At 40.9% G+C, this 13,513-nt stretch carries 18 protein-coding genes; 7 read left to right on the forward strand and 11 right to left on the reverse strand.

Annotated features, from left to right (window positions below; genetic code table 11):
* Positions 1-108: 108 nt before the first annotated feature.
* The 6 genes from rraB to BCU57_RS13750 form a co-directional block, all read right to left on the reverse strand.
* A complete protein-coding gene (gene rraB, locus BCU57_RS13725; RefSeq protein ID WP_102436652.1) occupies positions 109-510 on the reverse strand; it encodes a ribonuclease E inhibitor RraB in 402 nt (133 codons plus the stop codon).
* 57 nt (positions 511-567) lie between these two features.
* Positions 568-1,356 carry a 1-acylglycerol-3-phosphate O-acyltransferase gene (locus tag BCU57_RS13730; RefSeq protein WP_102436650.1) on the reverse strand — a complete coding sequence of 263 codons (789 nt, stop codon included), beginning with the start codon at positions 1,354-1,356 and terminating at the stop codon, positions 568-570.
* 218 nt (positions 1,357-1,574) lie between these two features.
* Positions 1,575-2,348 carry a metal ABC transporter permease gene (locus tag BCU57_RS13735; RefSeq protein ID WP_102436648.1) on the reverse strand — a complete coding sequence of 258 codons (774 nt, stop codon included), beginning with the start codon at positions 2,346-2,348 and terminating at the stop codon, positions 1,575-1,577.
* A 4-nt stretch (positions 2,349-2,352) separates the two neighbouring features.
* Complete coding sequence (locus BCU57_RS13740; protein WP_102436646.1) at positions 2,353-3,261, reverse strand: metal ABC transporter solute-binding protein, Zn/Mn family; 909 nt, start codon at positions 3,259-3,261, stop codon at positions 2,353-2,355.
* Complete coding sequence (locus tag BCU57_RS13745) at positions 3,245-4,450, reverse strand: hypothetical protein (protein WP_102436644.1); 1,206 nt, start codon at positions 4,448-4,450, stop codon at positions 3,245-3,247. Before BCU57_RS13745 ends, BCU57_RS13740 begins: the two co-directional genes overlap by 17 nt.
* Before the next feature lie 85 nt (positions 4,451-4,535).
* Entirely contained in the window at positions 4,536-4,814 is a 279-nt protein-coding gene (locus tag BCU57_RS13750) for a DUF2607 family protein (RefSeq protein WP_133149356.1), read from the reverse strand.
* Between the two features lie 260 nt (positions 4,815-5,074).
* On the opposite strand from BCU57_RS13750, the gene BCU57_RS13755 reads away from it, so the two are divergent.
* Positions 5,075-5,197 (forward strand): hypothetical protein, encoded by a 123-nt coding sequence (locus tag BCU57_RS13755; RefSeq protein WP_277869082.1) that lies wholly within the window; start codon positions 5,075-5,077, stop codon positions 5,195-5,197.
* Here BCU57_RS13755 and BCU57_RS13760 read toward each other — a convergent pair.
* Positions 5,194-5,511 (reverse strand): hypothetical protein, encoded by a 318-nt coding sequence (locus BCU57_RS13760; RefSeq protein WP_102436642.1) that lies wholly within the window; start codon positions 5,509-5,511, stop codon positions 5,194-5,196. The two genes, BCU57_RS13755 and BCU57_RS13760, sit on opposite strands and share 4 nt — an antisense overlap.
* A gap of 110 nt (positions 5,512-5,621) precedes the next feature.
* On the opposite strand from BCU57_RS13760, the gene BCU57_RS13765 reads away from it, so the two are divergent.
* Complete coding sequence (locus BCU57_RS13765) at positions 5,622-7,247, forward strand: mechanosensitive ion channel family protein (RefSeq protein WP_102436640.1); 1,626 nt, start codon at positions 5,622-5,624, stop codon at positions 7,245-7,247.
* 101 nt (positions 7,248-7,348) lie between these two features.
* Here BCU57_RS13765 and BCU57_RS13770 read toward each other — a convergent pair whose 3' ends face one another.
* A complete protein-coding gene (locus BCU57_RS13770) occupies positions 7,349-8,218 on the reverse strand; it encodes a MaoC/PaaZ C-terminal domain-containing protein (RefSeq protein ID WP_241901136.1) in 870 nt (289 codons plus the stop codon).
* Positions 8,219-8,359: 141 nt separating this feature from the next.
* Positions 8,360-9,271 carry a TraB/GumN family protein gene (locus tag BCU57_RS13775; protein WP_102436636.1) on the reverse strand — a complete coding sequence of 304 codons (912 nt, stop codon included), beginning with the start codon at positions 9,269-9,271 and terminating at the stop codon, positions 8,360-8,362.
* A gap of 50 nt (positions 9,272-9,321) precedes the next feature.
* Between BCU57_RS13775 and BCU57_RS13780 the strand changes: the two genes are divergently transcribed.
* Positions 9,322-9,633 carry a prephenate dehydrogenase gene (locus BCU57_RS13780; protein ID WP_076540628.1) on the forward strand — a complete coding sequence of 104 codons (312 nt, stop codon included), beginning with the start codon at positions 9,322-9,324 and terminating at the stop codon, positions 9,631-9,633.
* A 99-nt stretch (positions 9,634-9,732) separates the two neighbouring features.
* Here the strand turns inward: BCU57_RS13780 and BCU57_RS13785 are convergent, their stop codons facing one another.
* Positions 9,733-10,263: a DUF3016 domain-containing protein gene (locus BCU57_RS13785; protein WP_102436634.1), complete on the reverse strand. Its 531-nt coding sequence runs from the start codon at positions 10,261-10,263 to the stop codon at positions 9,733-9,735.
* Between the two features lie 357 nt (positions 10,264-10,620).
* Here BCU57_RS13785 and BCU57_RS13790 point away from each other — a divergent pair, with 357 nt between their 5' ends.
* The gene (locus tag BCU57_RS13790) at positions 10,621-10,956 is read left to right on the forward strand and encodes a hypothetical protein (RefSeq protein WP_102436632.1); all 336 of its coding nucleotides are present in this window, start codon (positions 10,621-10,623) and stop codon (positions 10,954-10,956) included.
* A 94-nt stretch (positions 10,957-11,050) separates the two neighbouring features.
* Here BCU57_RS13790 and BCU57_RS13795 read toward each other — a convergent pair whose 3' ends face one another.
* Positions 11,051-11,560: a DUF4240 domain-containing protein gene (locus BCU57_RS13795; protein ID WP_102436630.1), complete on the reverse strand. Its 510-nt coding sequence runs from the start codon at positions 11,558-11,560 to the stop codon at positions 11,051-11,053.
* A 103-nt stretch (positions 11,561-11,663) separates the two neighbouring features.
* Here BCU57_RS13795 and BCU57_RS13800 point away from each other — a divergent pair, with 103 nt between their 5' ends.
* From BCU57_RS13800 to BCU57_RS13810, 3 genes are all read left to right on the forward strand, one after another.
* Entirely contained in the window at positions 11,664-12,050 is a 387-nt protein-coding gene (locus BCU57_RS13800; RefSeq protein WP_102436628.1) for a hypothetical protein, read from the forward strand.
* An 87-nt stretch (positions 12,051-12,137) separates the two neighbouring features.
* Positions 12,138-12,935: a response regulator gene (locus BCU57_RS13805; RefSeq protein WP_102436626.1), complete on the forward strand. Its 798-nt coding sequence runs from the start codon at positions 12,138-12,140 to the stop codon at positions 12,933-12,935.
* 241 nt (positions 12,936-13,176) lie between these two features.
* Positions 13,177-13,449 carry an HU family DNA-binding protein gene (locus BCU57_RS13810; RefSeq protein ID WP_102436624.1) on the forward strand — a complete coding sequence of 91 codons (273 nt, stop codon included), beginning with the start codon at positions 13,177-13,179 and terminating at the stop codon, positions 13,447-13,449.
* Positions 13,450-13,513 lie beyond the last annotated feature (64 nt).

Here is a 13,513-nt window from a genome sequence, read left to right on the forward strand (position 1 = left end):
TGCAGAGGTTCATTTTATCCCCACCGCGATAAGCCATTAAAAAGCCCACAATTGAGTGGGCTTATTTATTAAACGAGTGACGCTAGTTAAGCGATAGTCGTTAATGATTTAGAAACCGTCGTCATCTTGGTCTTCATCTTCATCAAGCTCTTCTTCGTCACCAATAAAGAAGGTGCCCCAGCCGTCATAATCAACTTTTTGCTTGGCAGCAAGCAGCATTAACTGCTCGCATGCTTTATCAAGTAACGATGCTTCAAGAGCATGATTGGCGATAGCATCAAAGCAAATAATGGTTGAGCCATCTTCAAGCTCCATCTCTTCAGCGTCGTTAACTTCAAAACCTAATTTGAAAGCATCAACTGCGGCTTTTTCTAAACGATCAAAGTTAGTCGAAGAGAAATGATGCTCGATAGTATATTCAGCATCAGCTTGTGAACCATCATCAAGCAGCGCCTGAATAATTTCACGGTTCTCGGCAAATTGCTCTTTAAGTTGAGCTTCAATAGACATGGATTCTCTCCGTTAACAAATTTAAATACGCTATAGGGCTAATTATACGTGATAAAGCTACTGAGGTTTAGCCATTAATAGCGATGCTTCTTGATTTAATTCAGCTAAACGCTGTGACATCACTTGATGCACCTTAGCACAAAGCTTTTTCGCATCGGCTTTATCCACGTTTGCGGTCGACATAGGTGCCATCATTTCGACAATGACCACACCATTATTCCACTTGTTAAGTTTAATATGATTTTGGCAAGATGCTAATACTGGCACAATTGATGCTTTGGCGGCGATAGCAGTATGGAATGCCCCGACTTTAAACGGCAGTAGACCGCGCCCTCTAGAGCGTGTCCCCTCAGGGAAAATCCATACAGATAACAGTTTTTCTCTCATTCTCTTAACAGTCTTGGCCATAGTATCAAAGGCACTATGACGGTTTTTACGGTCAATCAGAATATTGCCTGATAGCCAATAAATCTGCCCAAATAATGGCATCCAAGCTAAGCTTTTTTTACCTAAACTCACCGTGGCTTCCGGCACTGCAGAGGTATGGGTAAATAAATCAAAATTATTTTGATGATTCGCTAAATAGATCTTAGGTTGCTTAAGGCTTGCTTCGGTTTCAGTGTCAGTACCAGCGTTAGCCTCAGCGCCAGTGTCTACTTGAGGGTTAATCACCGCGTTACGGGTAATCACTTTAATCCCTAAAATAGGAGCAACAGATGAAAATAGTTTAGCAATCACATGGACATTATCACGATGCATAGGTCTAACAATACAAAGGATGATTGCGAAAAAAAACGCCAGTGTTAGTAACACTGCTAGAATAATTGAACGAGCAATTAACAGCACAGCAGACTCCTACAAATAAAGTGGCGACAGTATAGCCAGCACATCTGCTGGACTCAATAGCTTAAGTTAATTTCGGTGTACAAATGTAAGCTTAAAGTAGTTATACCAAGCGGATTAATGCTCTGAATAGCTCAGATAATTAATATGCTTGGCATTATACACTGCTAAAAGTGAATTAATGATGCCTTAAACATTAACGCATCATTAATTCTGCAGCGTTACATTTCAGCCTTATTAGAACGATTACTGAGCAGTAAACGCATTAACACAGCACTGACCGCTAATGCCGCAACAATGGCTGCGCCACTAGGTAAGTCATAACTAGCCGAAAGTATAAGCCCTGCTAGGTAACCAACAAATCCCACCACATAAGCCAGCAGCAAGGTATATTTACCCACATACTGATTTAACGCTAACGCTGGCAAAATTAAGGTGCTGAAAACAAGATAAACACCCACTAATTCAACCGATAGTGTAATCACTATGGCAAATAGAAAGTAAAAACCTGCGCCTTCGAGGATCTGAGGCTTCAATGCAATTAAAGCGAGGATCGCTACTGACACCAAAGCCGGCAGCACAAGCTGCGACCAATTTACCCACAATATCTGCCCCGACATTAGCTGCTTTAACAGCTCTGCGCCATGGGGATCATTAGACAATAACAACATTGCCCCAACCGCGCTAAGCACATAAAAACAACCAATAAAGGCTTCTAATTCATCGGCAAAACGCTTGGATAACCAAGCAATAAGCCCAGCGCCGCCCAAGGCAAATATGGCAGGCATCCACACATGAGAATAAGGAATATCTTCAATTCTATGATCCATATGAGCCACAATAGCCCCCAGCGCAGCCACTTGGGCAATCGCTAAGTCGATGAAAATAATACCGCGTTTAAGTACTTGTCGACCTAACACCACATGGGTAGACAAAATGATGATTCCGGCAATAAATGCCGGAAACAAAATCAATAGCAGCTCGATATCTAGCATAGGCTTATTGCGCCTCAGTTAATAACGTCAGTACGCTGTCATATAAGCTAATCAAATCCTGACTTTGACTGTTGCCACCTACTGACATTGGCAAAATCACCACAGGCAAATCAGTGCGCTCACCTAACCAATGTGCGCCACGCTCATCCTGATATGAGGCCACTATCACCGCCATCACATCACCTTGTTGGCTGCGACTTACAAGTTTAGCTAAATGGCTACTACTGGGTGGTATGCCCGGCTTCGGCTCAAGATCTGCCACTTGCTCCATGCCGAGCCAGTTAAACAAATATCGAAAGCTTGAGTGGTAAGCAATGACCTTTTTGCCCTTCAGCGATTGCGCTTGCGCTTCCCAGCGCGGAATAGCTTGCTGCCACTGCTCAGTAAACTCAGTTAATGCAACTTGATACTCAGCACTTGAGTTAGGATCTAACTCAATCATTTTCGCTGATAACGCCTGCGCCACTTTAAGGAACTTTCTAGGGTCAAAATGTAAATGCGGATTACCTTTGGCATGGACATCACCCATAGAGCGATCCACTTGCTCAAGTTGATCTAAGGTCTCGATATGATCCGCGGCATAAAAAAGCCCAGTATCAGTTGAAAGCACTTTGTTGTTTGAGGCTTTCATCTGCAACATTGGCAACCAACCAATTTCGAGATCGGCGCCAGCACACACCACTAAGTCAGCTTGACGCATTTTAGCAATTAAGCTTGGACGCGCTTGCACTTGATGTGGATCTTGCTGCGCACTCGTGGCTGAATAGACTTTAGCATCAGGAGCTAATGCCTTTGCTAATGCGCCATACTCAGGCTCACAAGCAAATACATTAAGCGCTGCATTTGCAGAACTCGTTAACAAGCTGGCAAATATGCCAGCTGCTAATATTAGTTTTTTAGAATTGATGCGCACCGTGAGCTCCTAATGACATAACATATTGTAGAGTAATGATATTATCGTCTTCAAAACCATCAAAGTTGGTGCCTTTCTGGTTAGTATATTGTAGACGTACGGTGGAGAAATGGCTCTGATGCCACGCCAAACTTAATTCGGTTTCTTTTAGCTTTTGTGGGTCTAAGTGATCGCCGTGGGCTTCAAAGCTATCCACTTCACCATAACGTAAACCAGCAGACCAATTTGGCGAGAACTGATACACGCCACTTAAGTACCAACCTTGATGGTAATCGTCATGGCCTTCAGCACTGAGTATCTCATGTTCATGTTCATCTTCATGATCTTCTTCAAATGAGAAAATATCAGTTACCCGGAAGTACTCGCCGCTAACAGTTAAGTGTTGGTATTTGTAATTACCATTTGGTGCCCACTTGTAGACAAAGTCTGCAATATAGGTATTTTCACCAGTATAGGCTGCGCTATGGCTATGACCTTCATGGTCGTGATCGTCATCAACATGGGGCTCATGCTCATCTTCTAGATAAGTTTTACCGTTTTCATTACGTAAGTAACTTAAACCCACTTGCCAAGAACTCGAGATACCAATATCACCGCCAAACTTGGTGAATGCCGAATACACCCCTACTGAACTAAAGTCACGTTCGTCATGCTCATCTTCAGCGCGCATTTTTTTACCACTAAAGGCTTCAACACCCATAGTCCAATACAAATCTGTCGGCGCTACATAAGTTAATCTGACACCATCATCAAAGTAATGCCCGCCCATAAAGGCGCGATAAACCCCAGGACGATCAGCAAAAGCGTCGGTATGAATGTGCTGATTATTTAAATAACCCACATCAGACAAGAAACGACCAGCGCGAATACCAAAACCGCCAGGCATACCCATGGTTTGAATAAAGGCTTCTTCAAGCTCAAGTTCAGTTTCGCCGTCATGCACTTCTAATATCGCAGTGACTTTACCGTAGAACATATCATCGATATTAGCGCTGATAGCAAATTCAGTTTCACCCAAACCAAAGCCTTCACTTCTGCCACCTAAACCACGATCACCTGATTGATAAAAACCATCTAACACCGCACTGATATTAGGATTGGTTAAGCTTGAATCTTCTGCAAAAACAGAGCTTGAAGAAAAGGCACACGCGATTGCGACTGCTGACAGTCGTTTATTTGAACTAAACATAAAATCTCCAAAATACAACAAACACCCGGCTATTTTACTTAATAGTCGGGAAATATAATTTATAATTATTAATTAAACTGTTGAATTAAATAAAGATTGGCGGTGCGCGGCTATGGTAATAAGCCTGATGTGAACTAAGAGATTCTGAATTGGCTAACGGTGTGAGTTCATACTCTTGACGTACAACCGGAATGCTAAATTCAATACTTGGAAGGGTTTTGTGAACCTGATGCTTATGAAAACATAAGCTGCAGTGAGTGTTAATGCTTTCATGTTTATGAACAGATTCGTGAGCGGATGCGGCAAAAGACAATAATACGAGCATGGCGCAAAGCCACATCGCAATATTTCGTCTTATGTGCAAAGCAAATCTCACTTAACTAGTCTCATCCATTAAATCATATCAGCGAATACCCAGTAACAATGGCTGCTATTCTTATAAATTAAAACTAAAAAATCAACTACAAGTTTGTTACAAATCACTTCTACTGAAAATTTGTGATCAACAAGGGCGCTTTAACCCTCTCAACATTATGCTATTTTAAGATTAGCTTAAGCTGAAAAGGCTAATATATTTACTATAAATACCAATTTAATCTGCCAATGACAGAGGAATTATCTATAATGAATTTATTAAAAGACAATGTGGGCATTATTTTAACAATGGTGATCATCGGTGTTGTAGTTCTTGGCGGTATTTACTACGTTGAAACATCACTAGAAAATCAAGTTCAAGTAGTAGATTAATTTGTTTGAGAGCCCTCTTCAGGCGCTTCAATAACCAATAAATGATCCATTAAATGCGTTACCCCTGTAAGGATCAGCGACAGCATGATTACGGGGGTAATGATATTGGCTAATCCTGCCACAAAATAGCCTGTCAGCCCCGCACCTACCGCAGTATAAAAGCCAAGTATTTTTAACATCGTAAGATAACGATGGCGACCAAGCCAAGCCTGGCAGTGATAGCACTGAATATGCGATGAGAACCCCTTACCTCGAGTTCCACTGATCTTACTAATCGACATAGGCTTGTGACAATGTGCGCATTGCAGTGCCATGATGAGCAACCTGTAGCTGAAAATAAAAAGTGCGTTAGTCTAGCAAATTATCGTCAAACTTCCTTCAATAACTTATGATAAAGTCATTATCAATATACAGGACGTTTATCATGCCTAGAATCTTGCTTATCTTATGTTGTTTCGTCAGCTTAATGAGCTTTTCACAAAGCAGTGTTGCAGCGCCAGCTGACCCTGCAACCATTAATAAAATAGCCCAACTACAACAACGCATTGATGCCGATGTAAGCTACCTTAAAACCGCAAAAGGTGAATTAAAAGCAATCAGTGAATTCCGCATTCTGAATAAAAACAATCAACTACGAGAAAAATTAGATTCATTAGTTAATCAAGAAAACCCGGATTTAGCCTATCTCACCCCGCAAATACAGCAACAATTGGGCTTTTTAGATAATGTCGGTAAATATTTAGATGATGACATCACAGCCCTGAAACTGGCATTAGATGACGAAAATCAGACTCAAACAATGAAAGCGGTTATTGATCGTGAAGCCGACAGGGATCTTTACTTACAGGCTGAACTACAAACAATCAATTGGGCCAACACCTTAAATATTAATGTCGACAGTGCCAAAACAGCATTAACCAATGAGCTAACCCTGCGGGCTGACTATCTTGAAAGTATCGTCAACTATACCCAAAACCAACTTAAACAAGCGATTAGTGACGCATCAACTGCTGGCGCTGATATCACTGCCGAGCAAAAATCCAAAGTTATTGAACTCAAAGAGCGATTATCACAGCACAGCAGCAGTTTAAGTATTGCCGCCGATATGCTTGATGACTTAGGCCAAGACACTGCGCAAATTAAGCAAACGCTATTTAGTGTTTCAGGGGATATTACTCAAGATGTTTTAAACTTTGATGTAGCGTCAAGTTTACTGAATGACTGGATGGATATAGCTAAAAATCAAGCGCTGGAAAATGGCACAGGGCTTACCTTTAAAGTGGTTATCTTCATCATCATTTTATTTTTAACCAGCTTAGTGTCTAAATTAGTTAAAAAAGTGGTTCGCAAAGCAGTTAATTCTTCCCAGCTTAATTTCAGCATGCTATTGCAAGATTTCTTCACCTCTATTTCTGGTAACGTCATCTTCGCGTTAGGTTTGCTTATCGCACTATCACAACTTGGCTTTGAATTAGCACCACTGCTGGCAGGTTTTGGTATCGCTGGTGTGATTATCGGTTTTGCCTTGCAAGATACCTTATCTAACTTTGCCTCAGGAATGATGATTTTAATCTACCGCCCTTACGATGTCGGTGACTTAATCAATGCTGCAGGTGTTACGGGGCGTGTTAGCCATATGAGCTTAGTCTCTACCACAGTGAAAACCTTAGATAACCAACGCTTGATTATTCCTAATAATAAGATTTGGGGCGATACCATCAATAACATCACCGCCGAGCAAGAACGTCGTGTGGATATGACCTTTGGCATTGGCTATGGCGATGATATTCCTAAAGCGGAAAAAATCTTAACCGATATTGTTATGGCTCACCCAAAAGTGAAAAAGTTTCCAGAGCCGACGATTAAGTTACATACACTCGGTGAATCGTCAGTAGACTTTGTGGTTCGCCCTTGGGCAAATCCAGTGGATTACTGGGAAGTCTATTGGGATATTACTCGTGAAGTGAAAATGCAGTTTGATGCCCAAGGCGTCAGTATTCCATTCCCACAACGAGATGTGCATATTTATCATGAAAAGGCGGCAGACTAAGCTGTGACAAGTTAATCTAATAGCCTTAAAATACTAAAAAGCCCGCTGCAATTTCTTGCTGCGGGCTTTTTTGTTATGCATTTACCGATAACGCTAGGGTATCAATCTAAGTACGACATGGTACCCATTAGATGTGGTCTGCGGCCTTTAATATCACGCATTTCAAAACGCTTACCATTTTCTATGCTTTCAAAAGCAAAGGTGACATCCGAAGGCATAAATACTGGCAACTTAAACTCTACGTCCACCTTAAATGGTCTATCACCAATAAATTGCATCAACCCAGCAAGTGAACGGGCTTTAGACCACATTCCATGGGCTAAAACACGATCAAAACCAAAACGCTTAGACACCATTGGGTGCAGGTGGATCAGGTTATAATCACCTGAGGCTTTGGCATACTGACGGCCTAAATTTTCAGCTAATGACCAGGTATTGACGTCTTCCCACACCATATCAGAAGCTCGCGGTGGTCTTGCTCTGCGGCCTTTAGACTCAATACGGTATAGGTAAGTTGATAAGGCTTGCCACACGAGTTCATCACCAACATAGACTTTAGATTCTAGTTCAAATTCAAGTCCTGCATCCGTGGTTTGGCTAGTAATAAGGTTGCACTCAACCTTAAAAACCTCATCAGCGTTAATAGGCCGATACAAGCTAATGCTATTTTTAAGATGGATCATCCCCAATAAAGGAAAGGTAATCGCTTTATGGGTAAAAATGGTGGCATGTAATCTAAATGCAAGCACGTACAAAAATGTTGGCGGTAACACTTTGCCATCATAATCAAACTGACATACCTCAGCATATTGACGAATTTTCTTATCTGATAATCTAATGCCATCCGTCTGTACATGGATCTTTGGTAAAGGTTGCTGATCCCAACCAGGCTTACGCGATAATAATATTTTGCGGTATAAAGACAACAACGACGGCATTGACGTTAATGCTATAGAGTAATCGTTACTCAAGTGGCTTACCTTTTTATACGGTGAAATTACTGTGCAAAATAACGGTATTTCTCCGTTTCACACTACTCACAAATGCTTTAATGCGCGCATTATACTACAGTGTAAAAATACCGCACAGCCCCAAAGTTTACTCACTGGCGTTTATAAACACTGGGCATGCCAACAATCTGTTACCTCAGCCCCTGTTTGCTTTAATATCATCGGCATCGATTGGCGGCCCACCAAGTGGCCTGCACCGACAATGATAAACAGCTGCTGATAATTGCCTTCTTTTAATAGCGCTATGGTGCGCTGACTCATTTGCTGATTCCGCTGCCACAGCAGTTTTTCAACTAATTCTTTGGCTACATCATCGCTTTGATGCTCCATGATATCGGCAAGTTTTTGTTTATCTCCACCGCGCCAAGCGGCCACCATTTCCAGCATTTCTTCATCACTTGTCTCAACCGCTTCATCTAACATTTGCCGTTGCGTTTGCTGACTAAAAGATGAAATCAACTCAAACTGGTAGGCCACACTTTCAAGCTCTAACAAAGTGCGCCCTTGATTTTTAGCTACAAAAGTCACATCCACCCCTTCTTCAGCGCTAAACCCTAACTGACTGAAACGCACTAATGCTACTTGCGCAGCCTGAAGCCATGGCGCTAAAGGCGATAATCCCTGACAAACCGCTAAATTGAGTTTACAAAAAGCTGGATAAGCCTGCCCTAAATCGACGCTGCTTGCTGGAGTTGCTAGGCCATATTGACCTAATAGTTGTTGAGTATCGGCTTTAGTCACATCCGCTTCAATTACCAATGCATCAGCCTGAGAAAAAGCCTGCTCAATAACCGGTGCCATCGGGTAAAAATCAGCTTTGCCCACATGAATTGAGCCTAATATGAATGCCTGTTTACCTTGATAAGTGACCTTATAAAAAGGCGGCGTGTCGGTTTCAGCTGCAGTCGCTAAACCACAGCTTAAAATAGCGACGATTAACAAACTCAAATAAGCAGAGCAACGCTTTATTGCAGCAAACGTTAATTTAAAATCCATTAGACTTGTTAGTCCCATAGCAGACCCTTATAATTTAGCTTAATTTGAAGATGTTGAATGAGGCTATCATGCCGTATACCAAAGTTATCCAGCAAATAAAAGAAAGCCTGCAAACAGGATACCGTCAAGCCATTGATGCCGATAAAAGACTCGATGAATTACACCAAGTCGGCCACGGTAAGTTTGTAGCAATTTTTACCGAAGAACAAGGCTTTAGCCAAAGTAGTAACCGCTTCTTGCCTTATGTACAAGAATTAGCTGACGAGTTAGATGAGATCCAAGAACTCAGACATATTCCGCCTGAAACCTTAGAGGCTTATGTGAAAAAGCTCGGTGCTTTGCTGCAAACCTTGCACTTATTCAAACAGAACACCAAATAGCTAACACCAGCACTTAGTGATGTTTAGGCACAAAAAAGCGGCTTATCAATAAGCCGCTTTAGATTTTAAATATAACATAAACTACTGAATCATAGATATTTATAACTTAGGTGCTACGGTTTTCTTTAACCAATCTTCAAGCATTTTAGTCTCATACTCAAACGGCTTTTGATTACGGGTTGAATGGGTGCCATACATAAAGTTCATATCAACTAACTTTTCATCACCGGCCATAATCACTTGCTCACCTTCAGTGATGCTGTAGCTAAAGGTCATACGTGGTGGGTATAAGTCTTTTACAATCCGCAGTTCACTAGCGGAGGTCGCGCCAAATGTTGGCCGCAGATCACCGGCTAAATCCACATCAGAAACCACCATCTCAAGTTTCTGCTCTGGTTTTAAAATCTTTTCAGCTTCTTTGTTGATATTTTTAGTCATAGTGTCGAAAAAGCGCTGCTGAAAACGAGATTTCACTTCATTGGCCGTTTTTAAATCTCGGTACTTTTTAGGTTCTTGCCATTGAATTTTAACCACACCGTCTTCAGTCACTGGGTTGACCACGACTTCGTCCTTAGCTGCAGCAACATTACATACCAATGCACCTGCTAATAGTAAATATTTCATTTTCATCATTTTCCCCTAGCTATGAACCTAGTGTTTAAAAAATCAACAATTCTATACTTGTCGGATTATACAAGCAGTTACCTGAATATAAGCTTAACCTACTCTAGCAATACTTGCTGAAACAACATTTGATAGAGATTAATACCGACCAACCCAAAATCTGCTCAAATAACAAACCAACTGTTCAGTAATCATTCAGTAAAAATAGGTTAATGTGTCTCTCAACAAGTACTAGCGCCTTATTTCCCTTAACAATATCAAGGTGAATATCGCGAAAGACTGACCAACGAATAAAATTTGGACATATATATCGCTCAAGGATTCAGCGCTAATAGCAATTAACGTATCAATACTGGAGTTAATATGAATAACATCGAAACCAATACAGCAATCGGCACAACTACCAGCAATAAGATGATTAAGCCTATCGCTCTCGCAGCGACAGTTTTTATCGCCATGCTGGTGTCATCTTCAAGCTTTGCCCATCAATTTGATATCGATTCAAAAGGCGCCGAAGCGATAAAACAACACCAGCAATTAATGAACCAGCATATACAAGTCGCTGAGCAAGAGTTTAATGCTGAATTAGAGAAAAACCTTGATCAGCAGTTACAAACCGCTGCACACAAGTTTATGACTCAAGCCTGCGCTAAATACGGTTTAGAGTTTGATACTCAATCAGAAACTTGCAGTAGCTAAGTCTGCCGATTGACAGGCTTACATCTCAATTACACTAAAAATGCAGCTATAAAGCTGCATTTTTTGTGGATGCTTAATTAACTTTCAGCGATATTTAAAATGGAAAACGCTGGCTTAATAAAGGATAGTTTTTACGGAGATCTTTTTTCTTGGTACTGAACTTTTTACCTTGAGGAGTATGCTGACCAGAGGGTACAAAAGGCAGCTCTTCACCGCAGCGGTCTTCATAGATTTTTCCGGCAATCAAATCATAATCTTCAATAAAGGGATAAGCATAGTCATCTTTTGTTGGCCATAACTCAAGCTCGCCCAAACAGTCGGGGTTAGCAATAATCTTGTTATACCAGGTCTCACCTAAGGATAAAATAAACCCTCGAAACTCCACAAAGCCATAATCTGAATCACAGCCAGTAACAATGTAAGCTGCGCCCCAAATATCCCAGCGGTAACTGCGGCGCATTTGTTGGCCAAATATCTTATCAAAAGCCGCTAAGTCAGCATCATCGAGCGCCGACAATTTTTCCACTAATTGATCATGGCACGCTTGCTCTGATTGCTCAGGATGGCTACGGGTCACCAAAGACCAAAATTCCGCCTCAGTCATTACTTATCCTAATTTCTTAAAAAACGTTTTCACAAACTATCTCTACTCACGCTATTCTACACCACATGACCACTCACATAGTTCCAATAATGATAATAATACTATGAATAAACCACCGTTAAGATTAACCCTATTAATTGCATTGTACGTGTTACTGTCTATTGTGGCCCTTTGGCGCTCTTATAGCATTCAAAGTATAGATTTATTCAGTATCGGCGTTATCCCTGTGTTGGTTGGCTTATTAATGCGAACACACTGGGCCAGCATTGCCTTAAAGGTATATTTAGCCATTCAAACCTTAGCGATATTAGCACTGTCTACCACTGCTATTATCGCCTATCAAATCACTCCTGAAGATGTAAAAGTGGTGTTCAATGGCTTTAATATCCCTATTCCTGCCATTGCTGCGGTACTATTTTCACTGCTGGTGTTTCAATACTGGGTGGCATTTTGTAAAGAAACAGCGATTTATTTGAAGCCCAAAAGTTAACAAAGGCGCCCTGCTGACTATATTCATCCCTTAGCATAAGTTAACATGCGCCCATAAAACTCAGATCGAATAATAAGAAGCTATATAATGAGCCATTTATCGCCCAGTGAATTATCCATTTTGCTAGTTGAACCATCTGATGTTCAGAGAAAAATAATTATTTCACGCCTGCAACAAGAAGGCGTACATAGCATACAAACCGCCGCTAATCTTGCTCAAGCTAAAGAGATTATTGTTCGACACACGCCAGATCTCATTGTCAGCGCTTTACACTTTACTGACGGTGAAGCGACTGAACTACTCAGTTTTATTAAACAAAACTCTGACTATCAAGATATTCAATTTATGTTGGTATCCAGTGAATGTCGCCGTGAGCAACTGGAAATATTTAGGCAATCTGGAGCCGTCGCGATTTTACCTAAGCCTTTCGATGCCGATCATTTGGCCACAGCACTGAATTCCACTATTGATTTAATCAGTAATGACGAACTGGACCTAAGCCATTTTGATGTTCAGGATATTCGCACTTTAGTGGTTGATGATAGCCGCATGGCGCGAAACATTATCAAACGAACTATTACTAATTTAGGTATTCGGATGATAAGCGAGGCAACTGATGGCGCTGAAGCTATCGAATTAATGCAACAGCAAATGTTTGATTTAGTAATCACCGATTACAATATGCCAAGTGTTGATGGACTGGCATTGACCCAATATATACGCCACCAAAGCCAGCAGTCTCATGTGCCGATTTTGATGGTGTCATCAGAAGCTAACGATACCCACCTAAGCAACGTATCAAGCGCAGGTGTTAATGCGCTATGTGATAAACCCTTTGAACCTAAGTTAGTGAAGCAACTCCTGTATCAACTGTTAGAAGATTGATAGCTAACAAATTTTTGTAGGCCAAAGTTCAAAATGAGCAGCAACAAATCAATAAACTTGATAAAAACGGCAGAAGCAGTTAATTCACTCAGCCGAGTTTAAGCTAACTAGATCACTAAAAAGTTACTTATTTGCAATATAGCAGCACATTTATCAGATAAAATGCTTTCAAAGCCTTATGGCTTATGGCATGTTAATCTAGTTCTAAATAAATACATCTATGGAAAGCAGAGAATACAACATGAACAAAAGTGAATTAATTGCAAAAATTGCAGAAAATGCTGAGTTAACAAAAGCTGAAGCGGGTCGTGCACTAAAGTCTTTTGAAGAAGCGGTAACTGAAGCCATGAAAAACGGCGACAAGATTTCTATCGTAGGTTTTGGTTCTTTCGAAACATCAGTTCGTGCTGCACGTACAGGTCGTAACCCACAAACCGGCCAAGAGATCCAAATTGCTGAAGCAACAGTACCTAAGTTTAAAGCAGGTAAAACGCTAAAAAATAGTGTTAACTAAAAACCGCTAAAACGATAAAACCTCCTTTTTTGGAGGTTTTTTTATGTCTTTTTTTTGCATAAAT

Source organism: Shewanella sp. 10N.286.48.B5, assembly GCF_002874355.2.
In the GTDB taxonomy this organism is placed as follows: domain Bacteria; phylum Pseudomonadota; class Gammaproteobacteria; order Enterobacterales; family Shewanellaceae; genus Shewanella.

What these genes read in the sequence shown, in the direction of transcription:
- rraB (WP_102436652.1), bottom strand. Translation starts at nt 510, where the DNA reads ATGTCTATTGAAGCTCAACTTAAAGAGCAATTTGCCGAGAACCGTGAA.
- BCU57_RS13735 (WP_102436648.1), bottom strand. Translation starts at nt 2,348, where the DNA reads ATGCTAGATATCGAGCTGCTATTGATTTTGTTTCCGGCATTTATTGCC.
- BCU57_RS13745 (WP_102436644.1), bottom strand. Translation starts at nt 4,450, where the DNA reads ATGTTTAGTTCAAATAAACGACTGTCAGCAGTCGCAATCGCGTGTGCC.
- BCU57_RS13755 (WP_277869082.1), top strand. Translation starts at nt 5,075, where the DNA reads ATGAATTTATTAAAAGACAATGTGGGCATTATTTTAACAATGGTGATC.
- BCU57_RS13760 (WP_102436642.1), bottom strand. Translation starts at nt 5,511, where the DNA reads ATGGCACTGCAATGCGCACATTGTCACAAGCCTATGTCGATTAGTAAG.
- BCU57_RS13765 (WP_102436640.1), top strand. Translation starts at nt 5,622, where the DNA reads ATGCCTAGAATCTTGCTTATCTTATGTTGTTTCGTCAGCTTAATGAGC.
- BCU57_RS13775 (WP_102436636.1), bottom strand. Translation starts at nt 9,271, where the DNA reads ATGGGACTAACAAGTCTAATGGATTTTAAATTAACGTTTGCTGCAATA.
- BCU57_RS13780 (WP_076540628.1), top strand. Translation starts at nt 9,322, where the DNA reads ATGCCGTATACCAAAGTTATCCAGCAAATAAAAGAAAGCCTGCAAACA.
- BCU57_RS13785 (WP_102436634.1), bottom strand. Translation starts at nt 10,263, where the DNA reads ATGAAAATGAAATATTTACTATTAGCAGGTGCATTGGTATGTAATGTT.
- BCU57_RS13790 (WP_102436632.1), top strand. Translation starts at nt 10,621, where the DNA reads ATGAATAACATCGAAACCAATACAGCAATCGGCACAACTACCAGCAAT.
- BCU57_RS13795 (WP_102436630.1), bottom strand. Translation starts at nt 11,560, where the DNA reads ATGACTGAGGCGGAATTTTGGTCTTTGGTGACCCGTAGCCATCCTGAG.
- BCU57_RS13800 (WP_102436628.1), top strand. Translation starts at nt 11,664, where the DNA reads ATGAATAAACCACCGTTAAGATTAACCCTATTAATTGCATTGTACGTG.
- BCU57_RS13805 (WP_102436626.1), top strand. Translation starts at nt 12,138, where the DNA reads ATGAGCCATTTATCGCCCAGTGAATTATCCATTTTGCTAGTTGAACCA.
- BCU57_RS13810 (WP_102436624.1), top strand. Translation starts at nt 13,177, where the DNA reads ATGAACAAAAGTGAATTAATTGCAAAAATTGCAGAAAATGCTGAGTTA.